22 protein-coding genes and 2 pseudogenes are annotated in these 24,612 nt (G+C 71.0%); 7 read left to right on the top strand and 17 right to left on the bottom strand.

Annotated elements, in window-relative coordinates; genetic code table 11:
• Positions 1-1,848 carry an ABC-F family ATP-binding cassette domain-containing protein gene (locus VZF99_RS10450; protein WP_253002119.1) on the top strand — a complete coding sequence of 616 codons (1,848 nt, stop codon included), beginning with the start codon at positions 1-3 and terminating at the stop codon, positions 1,846-1,848.
• A gap of 18 nt (positions 1,849-1,866) precedes the next feature.
• Here VZF99_RS10450 and VZF99_RS10445 read toward each other — a convergent pair whose 3' ends face one another.
• The 5 genes and pseudogenes from VZF99_RS10445 to VZF99_RS10425 form a co-directional block, all read right to left on the bottom strand.
• Positions 1,867-3,390, bottom strand: a complete 1,524-nt coding sequence (locus VZF99_RS10445; protein WP_407334720.1) for a DUF222 domain-containing protein — start codon at positions 3,388-3,390, stop codon at positions 1,867-1,869.
• 353 nt (positions 3,391-3,743) lie between these two features.
• Positions 3,744-4,445: an HAD hydrolase-like protein gene (locus VZF99_RS10440; RefSeq protein ID WP_096907113.1), complete on the bottom strand. Its 702-nt coding sequence runs from the start codon at positions 4,443-4,445 to the stop codon at positions 3,744-3,746.
• Complete coding sequence (locus VZF99_RS10435; protein WP_341254909.1) at positions 4,442-4,996, bottom strand: TetR/AcrR family transcriptional regulator; 555 nt, start codon at positions 4,994-4,996, stop codon at positions 4,442-4,444. The genes VZF99_RS10440 and VZF99_RS10435 overlap by 4 nt, the downstream gene beginning before the upstream one ends.
• A gap of 51 nt (positions 4,997-5,047) precedes the next feature.
• Positions 5,048-5,314 (bottom strand): annotated as a pseudogene (locus tag VZF99_RS10430) (GMC oxidoreductase); the annotation flags it as partial.
• A gap of 95 nt (positions 5,315-5,409) precedes the next feature.
• Positions 5,410-5,688, bottom strand: a pseudogene (locus VZF99_RS10425) (FAD-binding protein); the annotation flags it as partial.
• Positions 5,689-5,774: 86 nt separating this feature from the next.
• Between VZF99_RS10425 and ppk2 the strand changes: the two are divergent.
• The 3 genes from ppk2 (at position 5,775) to VZF99_RS10410 (ending at position 9,050) form a co-directional block, all read left to right on the top strand.
• Positions 5,775-6,677 carry a polyphosphate kinase 2 gene (ppk2, locus tag VZF99_RS10420; protein WP_366221790.1) on the top strand — a complete coding sequence of 301 codons (903 nt, stop codon included), beginning with the start codon at positions 5,775-5,777 and terminating at the stop codon, positions 6,675-6,677.
• Positions 6,678-6,762: 85 nt separating this feature from the next.
• Complete coding sequence (locus VZF99_RS10415; RefSeq protein ID WP_407334719.1) at positions 6,763-7,806, top strand: enoyl-CoA hydratase/isomerase family protein; 1,044 nt, start codon at positions 6,763-6,765, stop codon at positions 7,804-7,806.
• Positions 7,807-7,880: 74 nt separating this feature from the next.
• Positions 7,881-9,050: an AI-2E family transporter gene (locus tag VZF99_RS10410; protein WP_407334718.1), complete on the top strand. Its 1,170-nt coding sequence runs from the start codon at positions 7,881-7,883 to the stop codon at positions 9,048-9,050.
• 14 nt (positions 9,051-9,064) lie between these two features.
• Here the strand turns inward: VZF99_RS10410 and VZF99_RS10405 are convergent, their stop codons facing one another.
• The 4 genes from VZF99_RS10405 to VZF99_RS10390 all read right to left on the bottom strand — a co-directional run bounded on the left by VZF99_RS10405 (position 9,065) and on the right by VZF99_RS10390 (position 15,257).
• Positions 9,065-10,780 (bottom strand): serine hydrolase domain-containing protein, encoded by a 1,716-nt coding sequence (locus VZF99_RS10405; RefSeq protein ID WP_407334717.1) that lies wholly within the window; start codon positions 10,778-10,780, stop codon positions 9,065-9,067.
• A gap of 60 nt (positions 10,781-10,840) precedes the next feature.
• Positions 10,841-12,340: a hypothetical protein gene (locus VZF99_RS10400; protein WP_407334716.1), complete on the bottom strand. Its 1,500-nt coding sequence runs from the start codon at positions 12,338-12,340 to the stop codon at positions 10,841-10,843.
• Positions 12,341-12,581: 241 nt separating this feature from the next.
• Positions 12,582-13,526, bottom strand: coding sequence for an LLM class F420-dependent oxidoreductase (locus VZF99_RS10395; protein ID WP_407334715.1), 945 nt, complete (start codon positions 13,524-13,526; stop codon positions 12,582-12,584).
• 57 nt (positions 13,527-13,583) lie between these two features.
• Positions 13,584-15,257, bottom strand: a complete 1,674-nt coding sequence (locus VZF99_RS10390) for a peptide chain release factor 3 (RefSeq protein WP_069389947.1) — start codon at positions 15,255-15,257, stop codon at positions 13,584-13,586.
• A 290-nt stretch (positions 15,258-15,547) separates the two neighbouring features.
• On the opposite strand from VZF99_RS10390, the gene VZF99_RS10385 reads away from it, so the two are divergent.
• Positions 15,548-15,979, top strand: coding sequence for a DUF6508 domain-containing protein (locus VZF99_RS10385; protein ID WP_407334714.1), 432 nt, complete (start codon positions 15,548-15,550; stop codon positions 15,977-15,979).
• Positions 15,980-16,017: 38 nt separating this feature from the next.
• Here the strand turns inward: VZF99_RS10385 and VZF99_RS10380 are convergent, their stop codons facing one another.
• The 3 genes from VZF99_RS10380 to VZF99_RS10370 are packed head-to-tail and all read right to left on the bottom strand — an operon-like array spanning position 16,018 to position 18,030.
• Entirely contained in the window at positions 16,018-16,476 is a 459-nt protein-coding gene (locus VZF99_RS10380; protein ID WP_407334713.1) for a DUF1990 family protein, read from the bottom strand.
• On the bottom strand, positions 16,473-17,084 hold the full coding sequence (gene pth, locus VZF99_RS10375) for an aminoacyl-tRNA hydrolase (protein ID WP_396467779.1): 612 nt from the start codon (positions 17,082-17,084) through the stop codon (positions 16,473-16,475). Before pth ends, VZF99_RS10380 begins: the two co-directional genes overlap by 4 nt.
• A gap of 49 nt (positions 17,085-17,133) precedes the next feature.
• Positions 17,134-18,030, bottom strand: a complete 897-nt coding sequence (locus VZF99_RS10370) for a LysR family transcriptional regulator ArgP (RefSeq protein WP_407336112.1) — start codon at positions 18,028-18,030, stop codon at positions 17,134-17,136.
• 68 nt (positions 18,031-18,098) lie between these two features.
• On the opposite strand from VZF99_RS10370, the gene VZF99_RS10365 reads away from it, so the two are divergent.
• Positions 18,099-18,716: a LysE/ArgO family amino acid transporter gene (locus VZF99_RS10365; RefSeq protein ID WP_120283908.1), complete on the top strand. Its 618-nt coding sequence runs from the start codon at positions 18,099-18,101 to the stop codon at positions 18,714-18,716.
• A 132-nt stretch (positions 18,717-18,848) separates the two neighbouring features.
• Here VZF99_RS10365 and VZF99_RS10360 read toward each other — a convergent pair whose 3' ends face one another.
• The 4 genes from VZF99_RS10360 to glmU all read right to left on the bottom strand — a co-directional run bounded on the left by VZF99_RS10360 (position 18,849) and on the right by glmU (position 22,546).
• Entirely contained in the window at positions 18,849-19,478 is a 630-nt protein-coding gene (locus VZF99_RS10360) for a 50S ribosomal protein L25/general stress protein Ctc (RefSeq protein ID WP_253002107.1), read from the bottom strand.
• 236 nt (positions 19,479-19,714) lie between these two features.
• Positions 19,715-20,074, bottom strand: a complete 360-nt coding sequence (gene arsC / locus VZF99_RS10355) for an arsenate reductase (glutaredoxin) (RefSeq protein ID WP_067713362.1) — start codon at positions 20,072-20,074, stop codon at positions 19,715-19,717.
• A 1-nt stretch (position 20,075) separates the two neighbouring features.
• Entirely contained in the window at positions 20,076-21,053 is a 978-nt protein-coding gene (locus VZF99_RS10350) for a ribose-phosphate diphosphokinase (RefSeq protein WP_407334712.1), read from the bottom strand.
• The gene (glmU, locus tag VZF99_RS10345; protein ID WP_407334711.1) at positions 21,050-22,546 is read right to left on the bottom strand and encodes a bifunctional UDP-N-acetylglucosamine diphosphorylase/glucosamine-1-phosphate N-acetyltransferase GlmU; all 1,497 of its coding nucleotides are present in this window, start codon (positions 22,544-22,546) and stop codon (positions 21,050-21,052) included. The genes VZF99_RS10350 and glmU overlap by 4 nt, the downstream gene beginning before the upstream one ends.
• Before the next feature lie 163 nt (positions 22,547-22,709).
• On the opposite strand from glmU, the gene VZF99_RS10340 reads away from it, so the two are divergent.
• Positions 22,710-23,993 carry an MFS transporter gene (locus VZF99_RS10340; protein ID WP_407336111.1) on the top strand — a complete coding sequence of 428 codons (1,284 nt, stop codon included), beginning with the start codon at positions 22,710-22,712 and terminating at the stop codon, positions 23,991-23,993.
• Here VZF99_RS10340 and VZF99_RS10335 read toward each other — a convergent pair.
• Positions 23,990-24,601 carry a flavodoxin family protein gene (locus VZF99_RS10335; RefSeq protein ID WP_120283900.1) on the bottom strand — a complete coding sequence of 204 codons (612 nt, stop codon included), beginning with the start codon at positions 24,599-24,601 and terminating at the stop codon, positions 23,990-23,992. The two genes, VZF99_RS10340 and VZF99_RS10335, sit on opposite strands and share 4 nt — an antisense overlap.
• Between the last annotated feature and the right edge of the window lie 11 nt (positions 24,602-24,612).

The raw sequence follows: 24,612 nt of genomic DNA, 5'->3' as shown, positions 1-24,612 counted from the left end.
ATGGCCCCCACCAACCTCATCAACCTCGAGCAGTGCTCGGTCTCCTTCGGGATCCGGCAGGTGCTCGACAACGTCTCACTGGGCGTCAACGCCGGCGACCGCATCGGCGTCGTCGGCCTCAACGGGGGCGGCAAGACCACCCTGCTGGAGATCCTCACCGGCGTGGCCGAGCCCGACTCCGGGCGCGTCTCGCAGGTCAGCGGTCTGCGGATCGCCGTGGTCACGCAGCGCACGGAGCTCGCCGCCGACACCGTGGGCCAGGCCGTGGTCGGCGGGCTCGGCCTCGCGGTCCACGAGTGGGCCGGTGACGCCCGCGTCCGCGCGGTGCTCGACGGCATCGGGATCCACGACCTGGGACTGGACACGCCCGTCGCGGATCTGTCCGGCGGTGAGCGGCGCCGGGTGTCGCTCGCCGCGGCCCTCGTGCAGGATTTGGACCTGCTCGTGTTGGACGAGCCGACCAACCATCTCGACGTCGAGGGGGTCCAGTGGTTGGCGGACCACCTCGTCGCGCGATCGAGTGCGCTCGTCGTCGTCACCCACGACCGGTGGTTCCTCGACACGATCGCCACCCACACCTGGGAGGTGGTCGACGGCCACGTCGAGCAGTACGAGGGTGGCTACAACGACTGGGTGTTCGCGCGCGCCGAGCGCGACCGCCAGGCCGCGGCCACCGAGTCGCGTCGTCAGAACCTCATGCGCAAAGAACTCGCGTGGCTGCGCCGCGGCGCCCCGGCGCGGACGTCCAAGCCGCGCTATCGCATCGAGGCGGCCGAGGCGCTCATCAAGGACGTGCCGCCGCCCCGCGACTCGCTACAGCTGTCGAGCTTCGCCGCGCGGCGCCTCGGTAAGGTCGTGATCGAGCTGGAGGACGCGCGCCTCGATGCCCCCGACGGCCGCACCCTCGTCGACGACCTCACCTGGCGACTGGCCCCCGGCGAGCGTGTGGGTCTGGTCGGCGTCAACGGTTCCGGCAAGACCACGCTCCTGCGCGCGCTCGCCGGTGAGGCCCCCCTCGCCGCGGGCAGCCGCAAGGAGGGCAAGACCATCCGGATCGGGTGGCTGCGTCAGGAACTCGATGACCTGCCGCTGGACCAGCGGGTGCTCGAGGCGATCGAGGACGTCGCCGCCCGGGTGGCGTTCGGCAAGGACGAGCTCACCGCCTCCCAGTTGGCCGAGCGGCTGGGCTTCTCGCCGGCCCGTCAGCGCACGCCCGTCGGCGACCTGTCCGGCGGCGAGCGGCGGCGCCTGCAGCTGACGCGCGTGCTCATGGCCGAGCCCAACGTCCTGCTGCTCGACGAGCCCACCAACGACCTCGACATAGACACGCTGCGCCAACTCGAGGACCTGCTCGACGGCTGGCCCGGCACGATGGTCGTCATCTCGCACGACCGCTACCTCGTCGAGCGCATCTGTGACTCGGTGTGGGCGCTGTTCGGCGACGGCCAGCTCACCAACCTCCCGCGCGGCATCGACGAATACCTCGAGCGCCGTCGCGTCGCCGGGGCGGCGGGCGACTCGGGCAAGGTGTCGCGCTCCACGCCGGGCGCCGCGTCTGCTTCGGCTGGCGGCTCTGGGGCCGGTGCCGCGGGTGGTAGTGCCACGGCTCCCGCCCTCTCCGCCGCCGAGGAGCGGGCACTCACCAAGGAGATGTCGAAGATCGAGCGGCAGATGGGCAAGCTCGACAAGCGCGAGGCCGAGCTCCACAAGGCCATGGCCGATGTCTCGGCAGGGGCGATGGACACCGAGAAGCTGGCCGCCCTGGACCGCGAGCTCAAGGACGTCTCCGCGGAGAAGGACACGCTCGAGGAGCGCTGGATGGAACTGGGCGAGCAAATCGAGGGTTGAGTCGCCCGCCCGGCCGACCTAGGCAGCCGACTGCGACCCCGGTTCGCGCTCTGCAGCGTGGAGTCGCTGTTCCGCCTGAGCGCGCAGGTACCTCCGTTCGGAGGTGCGACGGTGCCGGGTGTGCGGTTGGCGCTGCGATCCGGGTATGCCGTCTCCGGTTCTGCCGGCTTCGGCGGCCTCCTTCTGTAGCCGGGAGCGTTCGGGGTGTCGCGGTGCGCCGAACTCCGCCAATGGGCCGGTGGGGGTGGTGATGACGCGTGTCCCGGGGTCCTTGTCGGGATGGTTCGGACCATGTATCCACACGTAGTCCCCGTCAGTGCTCCGGTAGTAGGCCCAGATGCCATCGGTCTTGAGGCGATGGTGGGTGCGGCAGATGCTGCCGAGGTCGTCGCTGGTGGTGTATCCGCCGCGTTGGGGATCGTCGTGGTCGAAGGGGATGATGTGGTCGAGGTCCGTCTTGTCCGCCGGGGTCTGGCAGCCGGGGAAAACGCAGGTGCCGTCGCGACCCCGACAGAAGCGGGCCAGTGCCTCCGAGGGGCTGTACCGGCGGGAGGCCTCACTGTCCGGGTCCGCGAGCGTGTCGATCGCGTCGAGTCTGCGCCTGGCGAATCGCTGCAGTTCATCGGACGTGAAGCGACTGACGGGGCCGTAACCTGCCACGAACAGGCCCCGGAAGTCCGCGTCCCCGTCGTCGTAGGCGTGGATCACGACCCGGCGGGCCGCGGCCATCGCGTCCGGGTCCGTGAGGTGGTCTCCGTCGGGTGCGGGCAGACAGGTCCAGCCGCGGCTCAGGGCGAGGAGGCCGGCGGCCCTGAGTTGCCCGATCGACCGGGGGTCGTCTGTTGCGGCGGTGCGGACCAGGGCTTCGATCCGCTCGGTGATCTCCAGGCCGTCGACGGCTGAGAGGGTCGCGGTGAGCAGCGCGAGATCGCCGGTGACCGGCGTCATCTTCACGTTCTGCTCTCGCCGAGCCTGTTGTGCGCGGGCGTCCGCTCCCACGGGGTCGCAGCTCGCGACGTGCTTGCTGAGCATCTTGCGCAGTGGCCCGATCCTGGGAGGGTGGGTTCGGCGCCTCGTCGGTGCGAGTCCCTCGCTGATGCGGCGGTCGAGTTCCGGCATGAGACGGTCCTCCACCAGGGCGGTCTCCTCGGCGATGGCGTGGGCCGCGTCGACTCCGATCCACCCAGTCGTCAGCAGTGTCGCGGTGAGAGGCAGCCGCTCGGTCAGTTCTATGGCGGTGGCCACCAGCCGAAATGCCCCGCGGCGGGACAAAGCCATCGAGGCGCTCACCATGGTCGCCGCCGTGTCCAGGGGATCGCGTCGTTGGTCGCTCCGGGTGGACCTGGATACGCAGTCGTACGCATAGGCGACGGTGCGGCCTTCGGCAGCGTTGATCGCCCGCTGCGCGAGATAACCGCGTCGCTGCCCGGGGTCCCATTGGTTGAAGGCCTCAGGGACGACGACGTCGGTGGCGGGGGTCGGGACCGTCGTGAATCCCGGAGGGGCCACGAACGGCGAGTGGGCGGTGTCTGTTGCGCTCATGGTTCGACTGTATGTTCGAGGTACGACATGGTTGGGAGAAGTGACTGGCGCGGTCGTGACCTGCGGTGCCCTGGATGCCCCGTTCAGGGCGGCGCAGGTCAGACGGCACTGCGGTTCAGACGGCACTGCGGTTCAGACGGGACTGCGGTGCAGTCGGAGGGGTTGACGGCAGGCAGCAGCGCGGCGGCGTAGGTGAGGCATGGCGGTACGGCGCCACCGCGCCCGGGTGCTCGATGGACACCGGCAGCCCGCGGGCCGGGCGGCGTCTGCAGCCTCGTGACCTGCGGTGCCCTGGATGCCCCGTCCAGGGCACCGCAGGTCAGACGGCACCGCAGGTCAGATGGCACCGCGGCTCAGACGGAGGCGTGGACGGCAGCCAGTAGCGCGTCGGGGTCCGTGAGGTCCGGCAGGACGGTGTGGGCGCCGGCGGCGCGGAGGTCGTCGGCGGATACCCTGCCGGTGGCGACAGCCACGCAGACGGCACCCGCGGCGCGCGCCCCGCGGACATCGTGCACGTGATCGCCCACGACCACCGACCGCCCGGGGGTCACGTCCACACCGCGGGCCCGGGCGGCGGCGAGGGCGTCGCGGACGAGGTGGGCGCGGTCCGCGTGGTGATCACCGAACGCGCCGAGTCCCGGGTCGGGCAGCCCGTCGAAGCCACAGAGCCGCAGCTTGAGCAGCGCCGTCCGCCGCATGTTGCCCGTGACGATCCCCTGGTGCAGTCGCGGGTCCGCGGCCAGGGCGGCGACAGCCTCGTGGGCGCCGGGCAGGGGACCGCCACCACCGGCCAGGAGATCGTCCCCGAACGTTTCGCAGCGCCGGGCCACGGCGTCCATGAGGGAGAGGACCACCTCGTCGTCGTCGACACCTATCCCGTTGATCTCGAGCAGATCGGTGAGGATCGCGCGGTCGGTCCGTCCGGCGAAGGACGCGCCCATGACGGGGTCGCGGCCGAGGAGGTCGGCGAGCGCCGGGGTGATCATGCGGGTCCCGAAGCCGGCGGGGTCGAGGAGGGTGAGGTCGAGGTCCCACAGGACGAGTACGTCGCTCACGTCCCGAACGTCTCCAGCAGCGGCGCCAGCCAGGTGGTGAGGAAGGTGCGGAGGTCGTCGTCGGAGCGGGCCTCGGGCGAGTCCAGGCACAGCACCGACCAGCCCACGTGCACGCCCACCTCCGCGACCAGGTCCAGGCGGCCGGCCAGTTGCGGGAACCGCTCGGCGGCGGGGACGAGGAGCTCGACCGCGTACTGGCGGGCCCGTTCGGCGGAGCCGGGGTCGAAGATGGGGTTCGAGCCGCCGCCGAGCGTGAGCGCGCGCAGCAGGGGATCGTCGAGGATGCAGTGGCGGCCCACGACCACGATCTCCACGATCAGCTCGAGGGGCGTCGTCGCGGCGTCGAGCACATCGGTGAACGCGCCGGTGAGCATGGTGAGTCGCTCGGAGACGGCCTGCGAGACCAGGTCCTCGCGGCTGCCGAAGATGGAGTAGACGGTCTGGCGGCTGACCTCGGCCTGCTTGGCGACCGCGGCGATCGTGACGCCCCCGAAACCGGCGCGCCCGATGACGGCTCGGGTGGCGTCGAGGATGGAGTCGCGGGAGCGCACCCCGCCAGTATCCCGGACCCCGCCGGACGCCGTGCCAAAAAGATGACGCCCTCAGAAGACGGCGCCCACGTCCTGCCGCACGATCCTGTCCAGCGCGCGCTCGGCGATCGCGGCGATGGTCAGTGACGGGTTGCACGCGGCGGTCGTGCCGGGGATGAGTGCGCCGTCGACGACGTACAGCCCGCGCTGGCCCGGGACGCGGCCGTCGAGGTCGCAGACCTGTCCCATGACGGCGCCGCCGAGCGGGTGCCAGGTGGAGTTGAGCATGCGGTTGGTGTCCGTGAGGTGGCCGGTCGGGCCGGCGATGACGCGTGCGGTGCGGTCGACGTGGGTGAGTATGCGCCGTAGCCGACCATCACCGTGAACCACAGGGCGCGCTCGTCGGGGGAGGTGGCGCTGGGGAAGGTGGTGGAGTCCGGTCCGGTGGGCCAGCGGCGGCCTCGTTCGACGACGACGACGTCGACGCCCGCCTCAGCGAGACGAAGCGCCGAGATGCCGCCGCCGAATCCGCTCCCGACCACGATGCACCGGTGGTCCTGCACCTCGTGGGGGATCCGTCCGGGTGCGGGGGAGTCGGTCGCGGCGCCGGCGGAGTCGCTCGGCCGGGCGGCAGCCGCGGGGTCGGTGGCCAGGGCGGCGATCCCGGCGGCGGCGACGGTGCCGAGTAAGCCCCGGCGGGAGAGGTGCGGCATGGGCCTGAAACTAGACAGTGTTGACGAAAACTGTCAATATCGTCGTCCCGGTCGAGGAGGCCGGGTCGGGTCCGTAGGCTCGGGCCATGAGCAGCAAGAAGGACTCCGGTAAGAGCGGCAGCAAGAGCGCGTCCAAAAGCGGCGCCAAGAGCGGTGCGAAGAAGAAGGACCTCCTGCCCAGCGGTCTGGAGAAGCTGCCGAAGAAGGCCTACGAGGCCGAGCTCGAGCGGCTGCAGGCGGAGCTGGTCGAGATGCAGGCCTGGCTCCGGGAGACCGGCAACCGGATGGTGGTGGTTTTCGAGGGGCGCGACGCCGCGGGCAAGGGCTCGGCCATCAAGCGGATCACGCAGTACCTCAACCCGAGGCACGCCCGGATCGTGGCATTGCCCGCCCCGACGGAGGTGCACAAGACGCAGTGGTACTTCCAGCGCTACATCGAGCACTTGCCGGCGGCCGGGGAGATCGTGATCTTCGACCGGTCCTGGTACAACCGGGCCGGGGTGGAGCGGGTGATGGGTTTCTGCACACCCGACGAGTACCGGCGGTTCCTGCACCAAGCTCCGATCTTCGAGCGGCTGCTGGTGGAGGACGGGATCATGCTCCGCAAGTACTGGTTCTCCGTGTCCGACGAGGAGCAGGAGCGCCGGTTCCGGTCGCGCCATGACGACCCGATGCGCCGCTGGAAGCTCTCGCCGATGGATCTGGAGTCCATCACCCGGTGGGAGGACTACAGCCGGGCCAAGGACGAGATGTTCGTCCACACCGACATCCCCGAGGCGCCGTGGTTCACGGTCGAGTCCGAGGACAAGAAGCGCTCGCGGATCAACGTCATCTCGCACCTGCTGTCGACCGTGCCGTGGGAGAAGCTCGACCCGCCGGCGCTGGAGATCCCCGAGCGGCCGAAGGGCGCGGACTCGAACTACGACCGCCCGCCGCGCGAGGAGTTCAGGTACGTGCCGGACGTGGCCTCGCAGTTGTTGGAGGGTTGAGGCGGCGGGCCCGCATCGGGGGCAGCGAAGTAGGAATTCCTAGTATCCGTGCGACGGTCTCCGGGCGGCCTGACACTATGGGGTCATGAGCGAATTCGTCAGCAGCCGGCGTGATGGCCGGATACAGCACATCGTCCTGGACCGCCCCAAGGCCCTGAACTCGCTGGACCTGTCCATGTGCCGGGCCCTGCACACGGCGCTGGACGAGGCGTCCAAGGACGAGGACGTCGAGGCCGTCATCACCACCAGCACCTCGGAGAAGGCGTTCTGTGCGGGTGGCGACATCCGCGCGCTGCGCGACGCCGCGGCGGCCGGTGAGCACGAGAGGAACCACGAGTTCTTCTCCGAGGAGTACGCGATGGATCTGGCGTACCACACGCATCGCGTCCCCACGGTCGCCGTGATCCACGGGGTGGCCATGGGCGGAGGCCTGGGAGTCTCGATCAACGGCTCGCACCGCGTGGTGACCAAGAAGGTCATGATGGCCATGCCGGAGACGGCGATCGGCTTCATCCCAGACGTCGGCGCCAGCCACTTCCTGCCGCGCCTGTGCGGCGGGGGCGCGCGCGGCCTGGCCGTGGCGATCTACCTGGGCACGACGGGCGTGCGGATGAACTCCGCCGACGCCCTCTTCACCGGCCTGGCCACCCACCTGATCGACGACGACGAGCGCAACGCCTTCGTCGACGCGGTCGCCGCCATCGGCTTGGCCGACGCACTGAAGAGGTTCGGTCTCGAGCGCTCCGAGGCGGGGGAGTCCGCCATCGAGGCCCGTATCGAGCGCATCGAGGACGTCTTCTCCCGCGACACCGCGCAGGAGATGATCGCGGCGCTCGAGTCCGGTGAGCAGGACGAGTGGGCCACCACCACGCTCGAGATGCTGCGGTCGCACTGCCCCACGTCGATCGTCGCCACCATCGAACTGCTGCGTGCCGGCGCGAAGGCGGGGGACCTGCGGGAGTGCCTGGACAACGAGCTGGCCCTGGGCGCCTGGATCACCGCCCGCCCGGACTTCGTCGAGGGTGTGCGGGCCGTGGTGATCGACAAGGACCGCAACCCCACCTGGGACCCGGCGGACCTCGACGCCGTGGACGTCGACGCCATCCGTTCGGCGCTCGCCGGGAACTGAGCGGTTTCTCCGCGAGCTGATCGGGATACGCTGAGCGGCGTCCGGCGCACGAGGCGCCGCACGTGAGGAGCGTCATGACTAGCAGCGGAGACAACGCGGGTCCGCGGGCGGCGCCGACGCCGGCGGACCCGACGCCGGAGGCGCTGGCTCCGCACGAGGAACCCAAGGGCTGGGGCATCGCCGGCGTCACGGCGGTGTCCCTCGCGGCCCTGTTCGTGGTGGTGTGGGGACTGTCCGAGCACGCCAGCCTGCTGATGCCGGCGTTCCTGGCGCTGAACCTGGTCATCGCCGCCCAGCCCCTGCAGCGGCTGCTGCAGCGGGCAGGGTTGCCCCGCTGGGGGGCGATGATCATCGTCCTGCTGGTGCTCTACCTGCTGCTTGCCGCGCTGGTCGGGATGCTGGTGTGGGCGTTGTGGGTCGCGGCCGAAGAGATCCCGCAATACCAGGACAAGTTCATCGAACTGTACGAGCAGACGATCGCGTTCCTCGGCACTTTCGGCGTGAGCGAGGATCAGGTCACCTCGAGCCTCCAGGGAGTGGACCCCACCACGATCGTCGGCACCCTGCAGAACGTCGCGGGCCAGTTGTCCTCGGCCGGCGGTCAGCTCACCGTCCTGGTGATCGCGCTGACGTTCCTCGTGTTCGACGTCCCCGGCATCACGAGGCGTCGCGCGGTGATCGCCCGGCAGCGGCCCCGGCTCACCGACGCCCTCGGGTCGTTCACCGACGGCGTGAAGTCGTACTGGATCGTCTCCACGGTCTTCGGCCTCATCGTGGCCGTGATCGACACGGTGGCCCTGATGATCCTCGGCGTGCCGCTGGCGCTGGTGTGGGGCGTGCTCGCGTTCGTCACCAACTACATCCCCAACATCGGCTTCGTGCTGGGGCTGGTGCCGCCGGCACTGTTCGCGCTGCTCACCGGGGGGCCGGTCGAGGCCATCTGGGTGGTGGTGATCTACAGCGTCGTCAACCTGGTCATGCAGAGCTTCATCCAGCCCAAGTTCACGGGCGATGCCGTGGGGCTGACCCCCACCGTCACGTTCCTGTCGTTGGTGTTCTGGTCGGCGATCGCCGGTGCGCTGGGCGCGATCCTCGCCGTCCCGCTGACGCTGGCGGTCAAGGCGTTCCTCGTGGACGCCGACCCCCGGATGGCCTGGCTCTCCACGTTCCTCACGACCCCGGACGCGGACGCCAAGAGGGACCGGCGGCGCGCGGCGCGGCTGGAGGCGGCCCGGTCGACGTAGTTCCGGCCGGACGGTCAGGCGGCGGGCTCGGTGGGCTCTGCGGGCTCGGCGGGTTCGTCCCCGACGCGGGTGAAGGTGCCCAGGCCGTTGCCGTCGAGGAGATCGACGGTCACCGTGTCGCCGTCGACGGTGACGCTGCCGCGGGAGCCGGGCGGCCAATTCTCACCGACCGGGCTCACGGCGAAGGTGTCGCCGTTCCAGTGTTCGAGCGGCCAGACCTGCGGGCCCGGGCCCACGTCCAGCGCGAGTGAGGGGCCGGCGTCCGGCGGATCGTCCGGATCCCCGTCCGACCGGGCGGCGACGCGGCGGATCTCGATCTCGCCGAAGTAGTCGTTGCGGTAGACGCCCACCAGCTCGTCCGCCGGTCGCGGCGGTGCGGGGGCGGAGGGTTGCCGAGTGGAGACCAGGTCGCCGACGGGGGCCAGCAGTGGGCCGAACGCCTCGCCGTACAGCTCCCGCCACTTCAGGGTGGGGTCGCCGAACTGCGCGTAGTCCGCGAAGCGCGAATTGATGGTCTCCGCCACCCCGACGGGCGAGGCGTTGGTCAGGGTGATGATGCCGAGGTCCAGCGACGGCATCATGAGCATCGCCGTTCCGGCGCCGAGCGCGAACGCACCGGAGTGGCTCCACTCGACGCGGCCGGAGGAGCTGGTGGAGATATTGAACCCGTAGCCGTAGGTCCCGGTCCGGTCCGCCGCGGACTGCGGGGGTGAGGACACGGCCTGCGGGGTCAGAGCCTGTCGGAGTGCGTCGGAGGGGATGACCTGCGAGCCGCCGGGCCCGGCGCCGTCGGCGAGCACCATCGACATCCACCGCGCCATGTCCGTGACCGACGAGCTCAGGCCCCCCGCGGGGGCCTGGGCGTCCGGGTTACGCGCGGGATCGGCCGGGACCCAGTCGCCGGACGACTCGCCCGACTCGTCGGCGGCGGCGCGGACGTGGCCGACGACGCGGTTGTCGCGGTCGAGCAGGTCCTCGTAGGAGTAGGAGGTGTCGTCCATGTCGAGGGGGTCGAAGAGCCGCTCGCGGGCCAGCTCGGGCCAGGGGGTGCCAGCCGCGACGGCCACGGCTTCGGCTCCGGCGGTGAGCCCGAAGTTGGTGTACGCGTACGAGGCGCGGAACGGCTCCAGCGGCAGGTGGCGCAGGCCGTGCAGGATCGCCGGGCGGTCGTATCCGAGGTCCTCCAGGTCGTCGCCCGCGTGCTCGGGCAACCCGGAGCGGTGCGCGAACAGGTCGCCCACCGTCACGTCGGCGGTCACGCCCGGATCGGACAGGGCGAACCACGGGAGGTGCTCGCGCACGGGCGTCGACCAGTCGACCTCACCCGCAGCGGTCTCCGCGGCCACGACGGTGGCGCTGACCGGCTTGGACACCGACGCCATGGGGAACACCGTCCGCGCGTCGACCTCCTCGCCGGTCTCGGTGCTGCGCACGCCGAACCCCTCGGCCAACGCCACCTCGCCACCGTGCACCACCGCCACTGCGACGCCCGGGATGCCCGAGGCCTCGAGCTCCTCCTCGACGATGTCGGTCACCTTGCCGATCGCGTACTCGACCCGGTCCTCCGAGACCTCCAGTCCGGAGTAGGCCGCGGGACTCTGGCCGGGCTCCGGGTCGGGGACCGGGGTGCCGCACGCCGAGGCGGACAGGGCCACGGTGAGCCCGAGCGCCGCTGCTCCGGCGATCCGCGGGCGCCGCGAGCGACGGGGAGGGGACGGGTCCGGGGTCATTGCCTCAGATTAGTCGTCCGGCGCCGCGAATCGCCGCAACAGCGCAGGACGAGCCGGTGGTCAGCGCGCCCGTTCCCAGTTGGCGGTCCACGCCTCGGCGCCGCCCATGAGCTGACGCTCCAGCTCGGCCCGGTCGGGCCCGGCGCGGTGCAGCACGTCGGCGGCCCAATCGGCGTAGAGGCCGTACTGGGCGACCCCGTCGGTGTTGAGGTCGTACACGCGGTCGCCGAACCGCCACCGGTCCATCACCTCGCCGCTGGGCGCGGTGAACGGGTACACGAGCGGGTCGCTCGCCGCGCTCGGCCGGGGCTCCGCGAGGGCGGCCAGGCCGTTGACGTCGGAGCCGAAGCCGTAGCCGGTGAACGGCCGGGCGGCGCCGGCGGTGTTCGTGCGCCACTGCTCGAGGAAGCCGGTCTCGAAGTTCTCGGTGGCCTCGGCGGGCCAGGCGAACGCGGCCACGAACCCGCCCTGCTCGTGGACCCGGCGAGTGTTGCCCTGCGTGGCCCAGGCGTGGTCCACGACCAGGCCTGTGTACCCCGCCTCAGCGGCGATGTCGAGGGTGCGGTGGGCGGTCTTGACGCCCATGTGGTCGATGTTGATCACCATGCCGCGGGCCATCATCCCGCGGATCGCGTGCTCGCCCAGCGGCGTCAGCCCGCGCACGTTGCACAGCGGGGCCTCGGGGTAGACGGGCAGTGCCGCGCCCGCCGGGGCGTCCGAGGAGGCCACCGTCAGGCCGTCGGCGACGGGCGTGGAGGCCAGGGGTTGGGCGTGGTCGGCGTCGGGACCGGTGCACGGCTCGGTCTCCCAGAACCGCTGGGTGCCCAGTTTGTTGCCGATGTTGACCGCGAGGCCGGCCAGTTCCTCGTCCATGCGGGCGCCACCGAGGGCGTTGTCGAACTTGTGTACCGGGAACACGGTCGACACGCCCCACGAGGCGAACTCGTCGAGCCCCCGGTCGATGTCCTCGGTCGTGCACATCGGCACGTCGTCGACCACCCGGCAGCCGAACGGTTCGGACGCCTCGACGCCCAGCGTGACAGCGAGTTTCCCGTCCGCCGCGATCGCGCGGACGTCCTCCGGCGAGCGGGCGATCCGGAACCAGCCGCGCCCGGGGCCACCGTGCTCGGCGTCGATGTGGGCCTCCATCCGCTCGAGGTAGTCCACCTGCCGGCGCAGCTGCGCCATCTCGTCGCACGGGGAGCGCGGGGGCACCCCGATCCCGGCGAGCGCCTCGCAGAGGACCCGGTTGGCCACCAGATGGTTGGTGAGCACCCGCAGTCCCCCGCGCCACGCCCGCTCTATACCGGTGTAGTAGGCCTGTTCGTGCAGTTGGGAGTCGTGCGACGGCCACTGCGCGAAGGTGGGGAAGCCCTGGGTCCCGCCGGGCAGGGCGGTGCCCCCGAGCACCGATTCGAGCAGCGCGAAGTGCCCGGTTCCCGAGTGGCTGGGGCAGTCCGCGAGCGCCTCGCCGAGGCCGCCGGGGGAGAACGGCTCGCCGCAGCGCAGTGCCCCGCCGAACGCCTGCGACGCCGCGAGGTGCGCGTGGGCGTCGACCATTCCTCTGATGGGGGAGCCGCCTGTCGGGGTCGCCGCCCGGGTCGGTGCTGCGTTCAGGGGGGCGAGTAGGGCGACGACGACGAGGAGTGCCGTCGCGGCCCACGCACGGCATCCGGGATGTGCTGCCCTCGTCGTCGTCGTGCCCTGTGCCACCATGGCGTGACACTAATCCCACTCCTCGGGCAGGGGAGGGGGTTTCGCCCGGCCGGCGGGGCGACCGGCCGGCCAGGCGGGGCTCGCGTCAGAGCTGGCGCGCCACCTCGGAGGCGACCAGGTCGAGGTGGTCCAGGTCGGACATGTCGAGCACCTGCAGGTAGATGCGCCGGGCACCGATCGCCGCGTACCGGCCGATCGTGTCGACGACCTCATCCGGGGTCCCGGCGGCGCCGTTCGCCCGCAGTTCATCGACCTCGCGGCCGATGGCGTCCGCACGCCGGGCGACCTGCGCCTCGTCGCGCCCGCAGCACAGGACGAGCGCGGCCGAGCGGATGATCTCCTCGGGAGCCCGGCCGCGCTCGGCGCATGCCTCGTCGACGCGGCGGTACTGCGTCGCCACGGTGTCGAGGTCCGCGAACGGCACGTTGAACTCGTCGGCGAACCGGGCGGCCAGCGCCGGGGTCCGCTTCTTGCCGTGGCCACCGACGATCACCGGCGGGCGCTGCTGCACGGGCTTGGGCAGGCCCGGGGATTCCAGCATCTCCACACGCTTCCCGCGGACGGAGACCGTCTCGCCGGCGGGCGTGGACCAGAAGGTCTCCAGCGCCCCGAGGGTGTCCTCCAGCAGGTCGAACCGCTCGCCCAGCGGCGGGAAGGGGATGCCGTAGGCGGTGTGCTCGTCGGCGTACCAGCCGGCGCCGAGTCCCACGTCGAGGCGGCCACCGGACATCTCGTCGACCTGGGCCATCGAGATCGCCAGCGGGCCCGGGTGGCGGAACGTCACCGAGGTGAGCAGCGTGCCGAGCCGGATGGTCGAGGTCTCGCGGGCCAGGGCGGCGAGGGTCAGCCACGCGTCGGTGGGGCCGGGCAGTCCGCTGATGTCGCCCATCTTGAGGTAGTGGTCCGACCGGAAGAAGGCCTCGTAGCCGAGGTCTTCCGCCGCGCGGGCGACGGTGAGCTGGTCGGCATACGTCGCGCCCTGCTGTGGCTCGACGAAGACGCGGAGGCTGACCGGAGAATCACTGGGCATGCCCTCCAGCATGCCGCCGGGTGACCCGCCCGCGCCAACCGCCGGCCCGCGTCAGGGCTAGTTGGTGTCGGCGACCAGCGGCTCGATGGTGAGGTGTTCCATCTCCTTGGTGATGTACTGCAGCCGCCACTTGTCACCGAACAGGGCCAACAGTTCGCCGTCGGTGCGCTGGAAAACCTCGACTCCGCGCTGGCGGCCGAGTTCGCCGGCCGACTCGGCGTCGGTGCGGCGGGCGATCGTGTACGGCAGGTTGTCCACCACGACCTCGACGTTGAACTCGGCCTTCATCCGGGCCGTGACCACCTCGAACTGCATGGGGCCGACCGCGGCCATGACCGGGTTGGCGTCGCCGCGGGTGTCGTTGCGCAGGATCTGCACCACGCCCTCGGCGGCCAGCTGGTCGATGGCCTTGCGGAACTGCTTGTACTTGCCCAGCGACTGGGCGCGGACCACCGCGAAGTGCTCGGGGGCGAACTGTGGGATCGGCGGGAACTGCACCTTCCTACCGCTGTAGAGGGTGTCGCCGGGGGCGAGGGCCGTGGCGTTGACCAGGCCCACCACGTCGCCGGGGTAGGCGGTCTCCACGGTGGTGCGGTCGCGGCCGAACACCGTCAGCGCGTACTTGGTGGTGAACGGCTTGCCCGTCTGGGCGTGCTGGACCACCATGCCGCGCTCGAACTCGCCGGAGACCACGCGCATGAACGCCAGGCGGTCGCGGTGCGCGGCGTCCATGCCGGCCTGCACCTTGAACACCATGGCGGAGAACGGCTCCGAGGTCTTGCGGGGCTCGCCCGAGACGGTCGGCCACTCGCGCGGCGGCGGGGCCAACTCGACGAGCGCGTCGAGGATCTGGTGGACACCGAAGTTGAGCATCGCCGAGGCGAAGATCACCGGGCTGGTCTCACCGGCCAGGTATAGCTCCTGGTCGTGGTCCTGGCCCATCGCCGAGAGCAGCTCGGACTCCTCGACCGCGGTCTCCCACACGTCGCCCTCACGCTCGGCGGCGGTGTCCGGGTCGTAGTGCTCCTCGGGGGCGATCGTCGACCCGCCGGCGGTGCGGGTGAAGTGCACGTACTCCTCCGGGGCGCCGTCGTCGCCGCGCCGCAGCAGGCCGCGGTAGTCGCCGGCGATGCCCACGGGCATGAACAGGGGGGTGGGCACGAGGCCGATCTGCTCGGTGATCTCGTCGAGCAGTTCGAGCGGCGCCCGGCCGGGCCGGTCCCACTTGTTGATCACCGTGATGATCGGCAGACCGTTGTGCTTGCACACCTGGAAGAGCTTGAGGGTCTGCGGCTCGAGACCCTTGGCGGCGTCGATGAGCATGACCGCCGCGTCGACCGCGGTGAGGACGCGGTAGGTGTCTTCGGAGAAGTCGGCGTGGCCGGGGGTGTCGACCAGGTTGATGACGTACGGGTCGTCGCCCGGGTTCGAGCCCTCCGGTGCGTAGGTGAACTGCAGCGCGGTGGAGCTGACGGAGATGCCGCGGGCCTTCTCCATCTCCATCCAGTCCGACACGGTGGACCGGCGGCCCGACTTGCCGTGGACGGCGCCGGCCTCGGTGATCACCCGCGCGTGCAGCGCGAGCGCCTCCGTGAGCGTGGACTTGCCGGCGTCCGGGTGGGCGATCACGGCGAACGTCCTGCGGCGCGCGACTTCGGACGTGACGTCCCCGGCGGCGTCCGCACCCGTGGCGTGCCCGCCCGTTCCGGTGTCCTCGGCGGTCTCGGTCACGCGCACTCCTTCTGGCAGTCGACGGCCCTCGTCGTCGTCACCCAGCGTACGTCCGCCCACGGGTGAGCACACAATCCGGCGGTGCGACCCACGAGGTCGGTGTGGCGCGTGAAACGCGAGGTCAGGCGCGGCGCCTGCGCGGATCGAGCGCGCCAGTCGATAGCTTTCGTAACGAGCGCGCGTGCCCCGACCGATGAACCGTGAACGACGCTACGCGCGGCCGGGTGTCGTACCCGGTCGCTACGGTGCGCACGAGCCGCGTCGGACGACGCGCAGAGGCGGGGACTGGAATGGGCGAGGGCAGTGACCGGCACGAGCTGGAGGAGCGCAGGGCCGCGCTCCGGCGGCTGCTGCCCGTGGTCGAGCGGTTGCGGGGGCTCGACGGCGTGACGTGGGCGGGCGGGCAGCGACACCGCAACGGCGCGTACCTGGTGCGCTACCCGACCTACGACGAGGACACCCTGGCCGTGATGGAGGCGTTCGGCGGGGGCGTGCTCACCCGGCACGGGTACCTCGACGAGTTGGAGCGGCGCGGGTTGTCGGACGGCTCGCTCACCGACCTCACCGGGCTGGCCGAGCGGTCGGACGAGGACCTGACCCGCGCGCTGCTCACCTGGGTGGTCCGGTCCGAGCGGTTCTACGACGGCGCGGTCGCGGAGGCGCTGCGGGAGGGGTCGTTGGTGGCGCTGCTCGACCGGCTGCGGGAGCTCTATGAACTGTGACGTTGCTGAACCGTGATGTCCACGCCGGGCGCCGCGGGTCAGGGCCGGTCGCGCAGGGCGGCGAGGTAGCGGCGGGTGATCCGCTCCTGTTCGAGTCGGGCGATGGGTGCACCCAGCCGGGCGAGCAGGGTGGCGTGCGCGGATTCACCGGTGAGGGTGAGCGCGACGGCGCCGGTGACGGAATCGTGCCGGACGAGGAACGTCTCCCATCCGCGCTCGGGGTGGCCGGGTAGGGCGCGGTAGGTGAACCCCCGCGCGTCGGGGCGGTCAACGACCTCCGTGACCTCGCAGGGCGCGGCCAGTCGCAGCCACGCCCCGGGGCCTGATCGCGGCCGGAGGATGACGGTGCGGCCGGGGGTGGCGGGCCCGGTGGCGACGACGACGAGGCCCGCCCGCCGGTGCAGGTCCCAGCTGACGAGTGCTGCACTCGCGCGGCGGAAGAGATCGGCACCGGAGCCCAGGTGGGCCTCGCGCTCGAACCGCCGGGAGCGCGTCACGCGGAGTGGACCTGGTTCTGGGCCGTCTCCAGCCCGTGCTTGAGGAGGAGTTCCACGGCGTCGGCGGCGTCCTGGATGAGGAACGGCACATCGGGTTGCTCGAGCTTGGAGAAGCGCTTGAGTACGAAGTCAGCCACCGCCATGCGGCCCGGCGGACGGCCGACCCCGGCGCGGACGCGGATGTAGTCGCGGGTGCCGAGGGAGCCGGACAGCGAGCGCAGGCCGTTGTGGCCGCCCTCGCCGCCGCCGCGCTTGAGGCGGACCTGTCCGAAGTCGATGTCGATCTCGTCGTGGATCACGATGATGTCGGTGGGCGTGACCGAGAAGTACTTGGCGACCGCGGCGACAGGCCCGCCCGAGAGGTTCATGTAGCTGCGGGGGCGGGCCAGCACCACGGGCTCGTCGGCGAGCCGGGTCTGGGCGATCTCGCAGTTGGTCCGCTTGTGGGTGGAGAAGCTCGCCGGCATCGGCAGGGCGCGGGACGCCAACTCCTGCAGGACGTCCCAGCCGATGTTGTGGCGGGTGCCCTCGTAGTCGGGTCCGGGGTTGGCCAGACCCACTATGAGCGTGGGGCCGGGCGTGGGGCCGGGCGTGGAAGCGGTAGTCACGGGCCCATGATCCCAGACGGGGCCGGCCCGCTCGGGCGCACCTGTCCGATCAGTTCCGCAGCTCGGTGCGGGCGGTGTCGAGGACGGCGGCGGTGAGGGCGTCGAGGTCGGGTGACTGCAGTTTCCAGTGCTGCCAGAACAGGGGGACGTCGAGGAAGTGGTCGGGGGAGACGTCCACGATCTCGCCGGAGACCAGCCACGGGGTGGCGAGGTGCTCGGGGATCAGGCCCCAGCCCAGCCCGGCGACGATCGCCCGGACGTGATCGTGCGAGCTGGGGATGAAGTGCCGCGGCCCGGTGGGTTCCCGGCGGGCCAGGCGGCGATAGTGGTTGTTCTGGTGGCCGTCGCTGCGGTCGAAGTCGACGATGGGCGCCCGGCCGAGCGCGGCGGTGGTCGAGCCGTCACGCAGGTGCCGGGCGACGAACCCGGGGCTCGCGCAGGCCAGGTACCGCATGGATCCCAGGGGCTGCGAGCGGCAACCCTGGACCGGCCGGGACTGGCTGGTCACCGCGGCCATCACCTCGCCGCGCCGCAGCAACTCGCTGGACAGGGACTCGTCCTCGCGGCGGATGTCGAAGACCACCCGGCCGGCCGCGTGGACCTCGGTCATGGCATCGAGGAACCAGGTCGCCAGCGAGTCGGAGTTGCACGCCACGGCCAAGATCACGTGTTCCTGGGCCGACGCCGGATCGTCGAGTTCGCCGGCGAGGGATTCCTCGAGGTGGAGCATCTGCCGCGCAGTGCGCAGCACGATCTCGCCGGAGGCGGTGGCGGAGCTCGGCCGCTCGCGGCGGACGAGGATCCGTCCCGCGGACTCCTCGAGTGCGCGGACCCGCTGGGACACCGCCGACTGGGTGATGTGCAGGTGGGCGGCGGCGGCCTCGAACGAGCCGAGGTCCACGACGGCGGCGAGGGTGCGGAGGTGGTCCAGCTGCAGGGTGTTCATAAGCATGGCTAATGCTAGTGCAGAAAGTGTAGTGGCACTACTGATGAAACCGGGCCTACGGTGACGTCGTGACCGCTACTTCCACACTTCTCATGGGCGTCGGCATGGGCCTCGGGCTCATCGCCGCCGTCGGCGCGCAGAACGCCTACGTCCTCCAGCGTTCGATCCGTGGCGATGTGGCGATGGTTCCCATCGTCGCCTTCTGCGTGGTGTCCGAGGCCGCGCTCATCCTGCTCGGGGTGGCGGGCGTGGGGGTGCTCATCGAATCGGCGCCGGCGGCGATCACGGTCATGAAGTGGATCGGGGTCGTGTTCCTGCTGGCCTACGGGGCGTTCGCCGCGTCCCGCGCGATCCGGCCCGGCGACGGGTTGCAGGTCCACGGCGGTGCGCGGGTCCCGTCGACGCTCGGGGCGGTGGCAGCGTGCGCGGCGTTCACCTGGCTCAACCCGCACGCCTACCTCGACTGCGTGGTGTTCCTCGGCACGCTCGCCAACCAACAGGGGACCGACCTGCGCTGGGTGTTCGCGGCCGGGGCCTTCATCGCGGGCGTGCTGTGGTTCTCGCTCATCGGGTTCGGTGGCAAGGCGTTGCGGGGGCTGTTCGCCAGGCCCGGGGCGTGGCGGGTGCTCGACGCCGGCATCGCCGTGATGATGCTGGTCCTGGCGATCGGCCTCGTCCGCGGCTGACCCGGGTCCCCGGCGTGGAGGGGCCGGGCTGGCGAAATGCGGGACGGGCCCGGTACGACGCTGTGGTCGTTCCGGGCCCGTGGCCGGGTGCCGCCGTTCAGGCGACGTCCGCCTGGATCAGGCGGGGGAGGATCACTCCTCCTCGGCAGCCTTCGCGGCGTCCTCGGCGGCCTCGCCCTCCGGGGCCTCCTCCTCCTCGGACTCGAGGTCGGACTCGGACGGGGCCTCGATGACGTTCACCAGGAGGGTTTCCGGGTCGGAGACCAGGGTGGCGCCCGAGGGCAGCGTGATGTCGGCGGCGGTGAACTGGGTGCCGGCCTCGGCGTCCTCGACGGAGACCTCGAACTCCTCAGGGATGTCGGTGGCCGCGACCTCGATCTCGATGTAGTCGACGTCCGTGGTGACGAGGGTGCCGGGGGCCGCCTCGCCGGTGACCAAAACGGCGATCTCGACGACGACCTTCTCGCCCTTGCGGACCACGAGGAGGTCGGTGTGCTCGATGACGCGGGTCAGCGGATGCACGTCGATCTGCTTGGGCAGGGCGAGCTGCTCCTCGCCCTCGATGTCGAGGGTGAGCAGCGCGTTGGTGCCGTGGGCGCGGAGCACGGCGGCGAACTCGAGCGCGCCGAGGAGCAGGTGGCGGGGCTCGGTGTTGTGGCCGTAGAGCACCGCGGGGACCTTAAAGTCCCGGCGGGCCCGGCGCGAGGCGCCCTTGCCGAACTCGGTGCGGACGGTGGCGACGAGCTTGTTGGCGTCAGACATGCGATGACCTCTGGGTAGTCGTTTCCGGCGGCCCGGCGCGAAGCGTGCACCACGGGTCGCCCAGAGGTGATCGCGTCGATAACGGAGTGGCCCGGGTTGATGCGGGTCCTCCCTCGCCGAGATGACCCGACCAGCCTAGCGCCGAGGGGTGCGGGGCCCAAATCGACGGGCCCCGCCGCTCGCGGATGAGAGCGCAGCGGGCTCGACGCAGGCGAGGCGCCGTCAGCGATGGGACGTCAGAGGATCTCCTCGACCGCCGCCGTGGGACGCGCGAGGCGGGTGCCCTTGTCGGTGACGACGAAGGGCCGCTCGATGAGCCGGGGGTGGGCGACCATCGCGGCGAGCAGGTCGTCATCCGAGGCGTCGATGAGGCCGAGCTCGGTGAACTCGGCTTCCTTGACGCGCACCGCCTCCCGCACCGTCAGACCGGCGTCGGAGATGAGGGTGCGCAGCTGCTCGACGTCCGGGGGAGTGTCGAGATACTTGATGACGGTCGGCTCCACACCCCGCTCGCGGAGCAGCTCCAGCGCCTGCCGGGACTTGGAGCAGCGGGGGTTGTGGTAGATCGTGGCGCGCCCCGCCGGGTCCGCGGTCATGTCAGGCGTTCCCGTTGAAGAGGCTGGTCACCGACCCGTTCTCGAAGACCTCGTGGATGGTCCGGGCCAGCAGTGGCGCGATGGACAGCACGGTGAGGTTCTCGAACCGCTTCTCCGGCGGGATCGGCAGCGTGTCGGTGGTGATGACCTCCTTGGCCCCGCAGTTGGCGAGACGCTCGGCGGCCGGATCGGAGAAGATGCCGTGGGTGGTGGCGATGATGACGTCCCCGGCACCGGCGTCCTTGAGGACCTTGACGGCGCCGGCGATGGTGCCACCGGTGTCGATCATGTCGTCCATCAGGACGCAGGTCTTGCCCTCCACGTCACCGACCACGCGGTTGGACTTCACCTGGTTGGGCACGTTGGGATCGCGGGTCTTGTGGACGAACGCGAGCGGCGCGCCGTCGAGGGCATCGGCCCACTTCTCGCCCACCTTGACGCGGCCGGCGTCGGGGGAGACCACGACGATGTTGTCCGTCCCGTAGTGCTGCCGGACGTAGTCCGAGAGCTGGCCCTGGGCGTGCATGTGGTCCACGGGACCGTCGAAGAAGCCCTGGATCTGGTCGGTGTGCAGGTCGACTGTGATGATGCGGTCCGCGCCGGCGGCCTTGAGCAGGTCCGCGATGAGACGGGCCGAGATCGGCTCGCGGCCGCGGTGCTTCTTGTCCTGCCGCGCGTACGGGTAGAACGGCAGGACGGCGGTGATCCGCTTGGCGCTTCCCCGCTTGAGCGCGTCGATCATGATGAGCTGCTCCATGATCCACTTGTTCAGCGGCGCCGGGGCACTCTGCAGCACGAACGCGTCACAGCCGCGGACGGAGTCCTCGAAGCGGACGAAGATCTCGCCGTTGGCGAAGTCCCTGGCGGTCTGGGGGGTGACCTCGACGCCCAGTTCGGCGGCGACCTGGTCGGAGAGTTCGGGGTGCGCGCGCCCCGCGAAAAACATCAGGTTCTTCTGGTTGTCGATCCACTCGCTCACTGCGTGAGTCCGTCCTTCTGGGAGTCGTTCCGGGCACGACGGGCGGCCTCTGCAGAACCGGAATCGGGCCGGTTCTCGATCACCCAGTCGTCGATGTTCCTCTGCCGTCCGCCCGAGACCGCGAGGGCTCCGGGTGGGACGTCGTCCTTGATCACGGTACCCGCGCCCGAATAGGCCCCGTCTCCGACGGTCACAGGTGCGACGAACATGGTGTCCGAACCGGTGCGGCAGTGATCGCCGATCACTGTACGGTTCTTGTTCACCCCGTCGTAATTGACGAACACGCTCGACGCCCCGATGTTGGTGTGCTCGCCGATCGTCGCGTCGCCCACGTAGGTCAGGTGCGGCACCTTGGTGTTCGCCCCGATCGTCGACTTCTTGACCTCGACGAACGTGCCGATCTTGCTCCGTTCGCCCAGGTCCGCCTCGGGCCGCAGGTAGGCGAACGGGCCCACCTCCGCGCCAGCCCCGATTGTGGCGCGCACCGCATGTGAACGCACGACCGTGGCACCCTCGCCGACCACCGTGTCCTGCAGCGTGGTGTCCGGTCCGACGGTCGCACCGTCGCCGATCTCGGTGGCGCCCGTCAGATGGGTGCCCGGCAGGATCGTCACGTCGCGGCCCGTGGCCACGCCCACGTCGAGCCACGTGCTGGACGGGTCGACGATCGTCGCGCCGCCCCGCATCGCCGACTCGCACAGGCGACGGTTCATCTCGCCGGCCAGGGCCGCGAGCTGCACGCGATCATTGACGCCGGCGACAAGATCGGGGTCCTCGACACGGTGCCCGCGGATGAGGCCGTTGTCGCGTCGCGCGAGCTGGATGACGTCGGTGAGGTACAGCTCGCCCTGCGAATTGTCCGTGCTCAGCTGCCCGAGCTTGTCCCGCAGGACGAGGGCGTCGAAGGCGTAGATGCCGGAGTTGACCTCGTCGATCGCCCGCTCGTCCTCCGAGGCGTCCTTGTGCTCGACGATCCGCAGCACCTCGCCGTCGTCGTTCCTCACGATGCGGCCGTACCCCGTGGGGTCGGGCGCCGTCGACGTCAGGACGGTGACCGCGGCGCGCGGTCGCAGGTCGTGGCGCGTCACGACCTCGCGCAGGGTGTCGGCGTCGAGCAGGGGGATGTCCGAGGTGGTGACGAGGACGGTGCCCGAGAAGTCGGCAGGCAGTCCCGACATGCCGGCCGCCACGGCGTCGCCCGTCCCGTTCTGCTCCTCCTGCACCGCGGTGGAGACCGGAACGCCGAGCTCGGCCGACAACTCGTCGACCGCCGCCGAGACCTGGTCGCGCTGATGGCCGACGACCACGACGATCGCGTCCGGTTCGAGCCCCGCCGCGGCGTGCAGTGCGTGGCCGAGCATCGTCCGCCCGCACACCCGGTGCAGCATCTTGGGCGTGGCGCTCTTCATGCGGGTGCCGGAGCCGGCGGCCAGGACGATGACCGCGGTCTGCGTGTGTTCGGGCGCTGAACGGTCGGTCTCGGGTGTGGTCATCAAGTCTCCTCGGCGCGCGGCGCGCACGGTGGTGGTGATGGATGGGTCCGGGTACGTCCGGCGAGCGGACAGGGTCCCAAGGCGGACAGAGCCCCAAGGATAGAGGGTGACTCCGACGATTCGAACCGTCTTGAGGCGGAGTAGCCTGCCCGGCGTGTCAGTCCTGAGGCGCCAGTTGGCGGATACGCGGCCACTGCGGCAGCCGGACTTCCGCAGGCTGTGGCTCGCCAACATCGTCACGGTCATCGGGGCGCAGTTGTCGATCGTCGCGGTGCCCCAGCAGGTCTTCGAGATCACCCGCAGCTCTGCGTATGTGGGGCTCACCGGCGTGTTCGCGCTGGTGCCGCTCGTGGTGTTCGGCCTGTGGGGCGGCGCGCTGGCCGACGCCCTCGACCGGCGTCGCCTGCTCATGGTCACCACCACCGGGCTGATCGTGACCTCACTGCTGTTCTGGGCGCAGGCCGCGGCGGGCAACCGGAACGTCTGGGTGGTGATGGTGCTGCTGTCGGTGCAGCAGGCGTTCTTCGCGATCAACCAGCCCACCCGCTCGGCGATCATCCCCCGGATCGTCCCCTCCGACCAGTTGGCCTCCGCCTCGGCCCTGAACATGACCGTGATGCAGTTCGGGGCGATCGTCGGGCCCCTGTCCGCGGGCATCCTCATCCCGGTCCTGGGACTGTCCACGATGTACCTGTTCACCGCCGTCGCACTGCTGGCCACGCTGTACGCGGTGTTCCGGCTCCCGCCGCAGCCGGTGGCGGGGGAGCGGGGGTCGGTGGGGCTGCGGTCGGTGATCGACGGGTTCGCCTACCTGGCCACCCGCCGCATCCTCCTGGCCTCGTTCCTCGTGGACATCATCGCGATGGTCTTCGGCATGCCGCGGGCACTGTTCCCGCAGATCGCCACCGAGTCCTTCGGCGACCCCGCGACGGGCGGCACCGCCCTCGGTCTGTTGTTCGCCGCGATGAGCGTGGGTGCCGTCGCCGGCGGGGTGTTCTCCGGGTGGATCCCACGCGTGCGGCGGCAGGGTCTGGCGGTGCTGGTGTGCGTGGCGCTGTGGGGCGCGGCGATGGTCGCGTTCGGGGTGTTCGTGGGCGCGGCCTCGCCCGGCGGCTCCGCGTGTTGGCTGTGGCTGGCGCTCGCCGCGCTGGCGTTCGGCGGAGCCGTCGACATGATCTCGGCCGCGTTCCGCCAGGCGATCCTGCTGGATTCGGCCACCGACGAGATGCGCGGCCGTCTGCAGGGCGTGTTCATCGTGGTCGTGGCCGGTGGCCCGAGGATCGGCGACGTCGCGCACGGCGTGGCGGCGGCCTCGGTCGGCACGGCGGTCGCCGCGTCGGGTGGTGGCGTGCTGGTGGTGATCGGCGTGGTGATCTGCGCGATCGCTTTCCCGGCGTTCCTGCGCTACACCGTCCGCAGCGCGGTCGAGCGGAGCACCAAGGGTTAGACCGCCGGGTACTGCTCGCGGCGCAGGAACCGCGCCAGGTGCACCGCGTTGGACGACAGCGTGGTGATGGTCGAGGCCACGGCCGACGGCGTGGAGTCGAGGTCCTTGTAGTCCACCGGGTTCATGGCCTCGTTGTTCCAGTAGGTGCAGCCCTGCGCCGGGATCGTGAACCCGATGTCGTTCAGGCCCTGGAACATGTCGGCGACGATCTTGTGCGCGCCGTCCTCGTTGCCCACCACCGCGACCACGGCGACCTTGCCGAACATCGCGGGACGGCCGTCGTCGTCGGTGGCCGACAGCTGCGCGTCGAGACGCTCCAGCACCCGCTGCGCGATGCTGGACGGATTGCCGAGCCACGTCGGCGTGGACAACACGAGGACGTCGGCGGTTCGGACCTTCTCGAGGATGGCGGGCCACTCGTCGCCGCCGCCCATGTCGTCGTCGACCCCCGGACGGACGTCGAAGTCCGCGACCCGGACGGTCTCCCCGGTCACGCCGTGACCGGCGAGTTCGTCGAGGACCTGCCGGGCGATGAGGTCGCTGCTCGACTCGGCGGGCGAGGCCTTGAGCGAGCACACCAGGGCGAGTGCCTTGAGATCGGTGTCCATGCCCGGACGAT

Source organism: Dietzia kunjamensis (genome assembly GCF_045689975.1).
In the GTDB taxonomy this organism is placed as follows: Bacteria; Actinomycetota; Actinomycetes; order Mycobacteriales; family Mycobacteriaceae; genus Dietzia; species Dietzia kunjamensis.
Note: the sequence above shows the minus strand (reverse complement) of the source record. Positions and strands in the feature narration are given on the sequence as shown.

Bases quoted from the DNA above. Each gene is read 5' to 3' on its own strand.
- VZF99_RS10450 (WP_253002119.1), top strand. From the start codon at position 1: ATGGCCCCCACCAACCTCATCAACCTCGAGCAGTGCTCGGTCTCCTTC.
- VZF99_RS10445 (WP_407334720.1), bottom strand. From the start codon at position 3,390: ATGAGCGCAACAGACACCGCCCACTCGCCGTTCGTGGCCCCTCCGGGA.
- ppk2 (WP_366221790.1), top strand. From the start codon at position 5,775: ATGAGCAGCAAGAAGGACTCCGGTAAGAGCGGCAGCAAGAGCGCGTCC.
- VZF99_RS10415 (WP_407334719.1), top strand. From the start codon at position 6,763: ATGAGCGAATTCGTCAGCAGCCGGCGTGATGGCCGGATACAGCACATC.
- VZF99_RS10410 (WP_407334718.1), top strand. From the start codon at position 7,881: ATGACTAGCAGCGGAGACAACGCGGGTCCGCGGGCGGCGCCGACGCCG.
- VZF99_RS10405 (WP_407334717.1), bottom strand. From the start codon at position 10,780: ATGACCCCGGACCCGTCCCCTCCCCGTCGCTCGCGGCGCCCGCGGATC.
- VZF99_RS10400 (WP_407334716.1), bottom strand. From the start codon at position 12,340: ATGGTCGACGCCCACGCGCACCTCGCGGCGTCGCAGGCGTTCGGCGGG.
- VZF99_RS10395 (WP_407334715.1), bottom strand. From the start codon at position 13,526: ATGCCCAGTGATTCTCCGGTCAGCCTCCGCGTCTTCGTCGAGCCACAG.
- VZF99_RS10385 (WP_407334714.1), top strand. From the start codon at position 15,548: ATGGGCGAGGGCAGTGACCGGCACGAGCTGGAGGAGCGCAGGGCCGCG.
- VZF99_RS10370 (WP_407336112.1), bottom strand. From the start codon at position 18,030: ATGAACACCCTGCAGCTGGACCACCTCCGCACCCTCGCCGCCGTCGTG.
- VZF99_RS10360 (WP_253002107.1), bottom strand. From the start codon at position 19,478: ATGTCTGACGCCAACAAGCTCGTCGCCACCGTCCGCACCGAGTTCGGC.
- arsC (WP_067713362.1), bottom strand. From the start codon at position 20,074: ATGACCGCGGACCCGGCGGGGCGCGCCACGATCTACCACAACCCCCGC.
- glmU (WP_407334711.1), bottom strand. From the start codon at position 22,546: ATGACCACACCCGAGACCGACCGTTCAGCGCCCGAACACACGCAGACC.
- VZF99_RS10335 (WP_120283900.1), bottom strand. From the start codon at position 24,601: ATGGACACCGATCTCAAGGCACTCGCCCTGGTGTGCTCGCTCAAGGCC.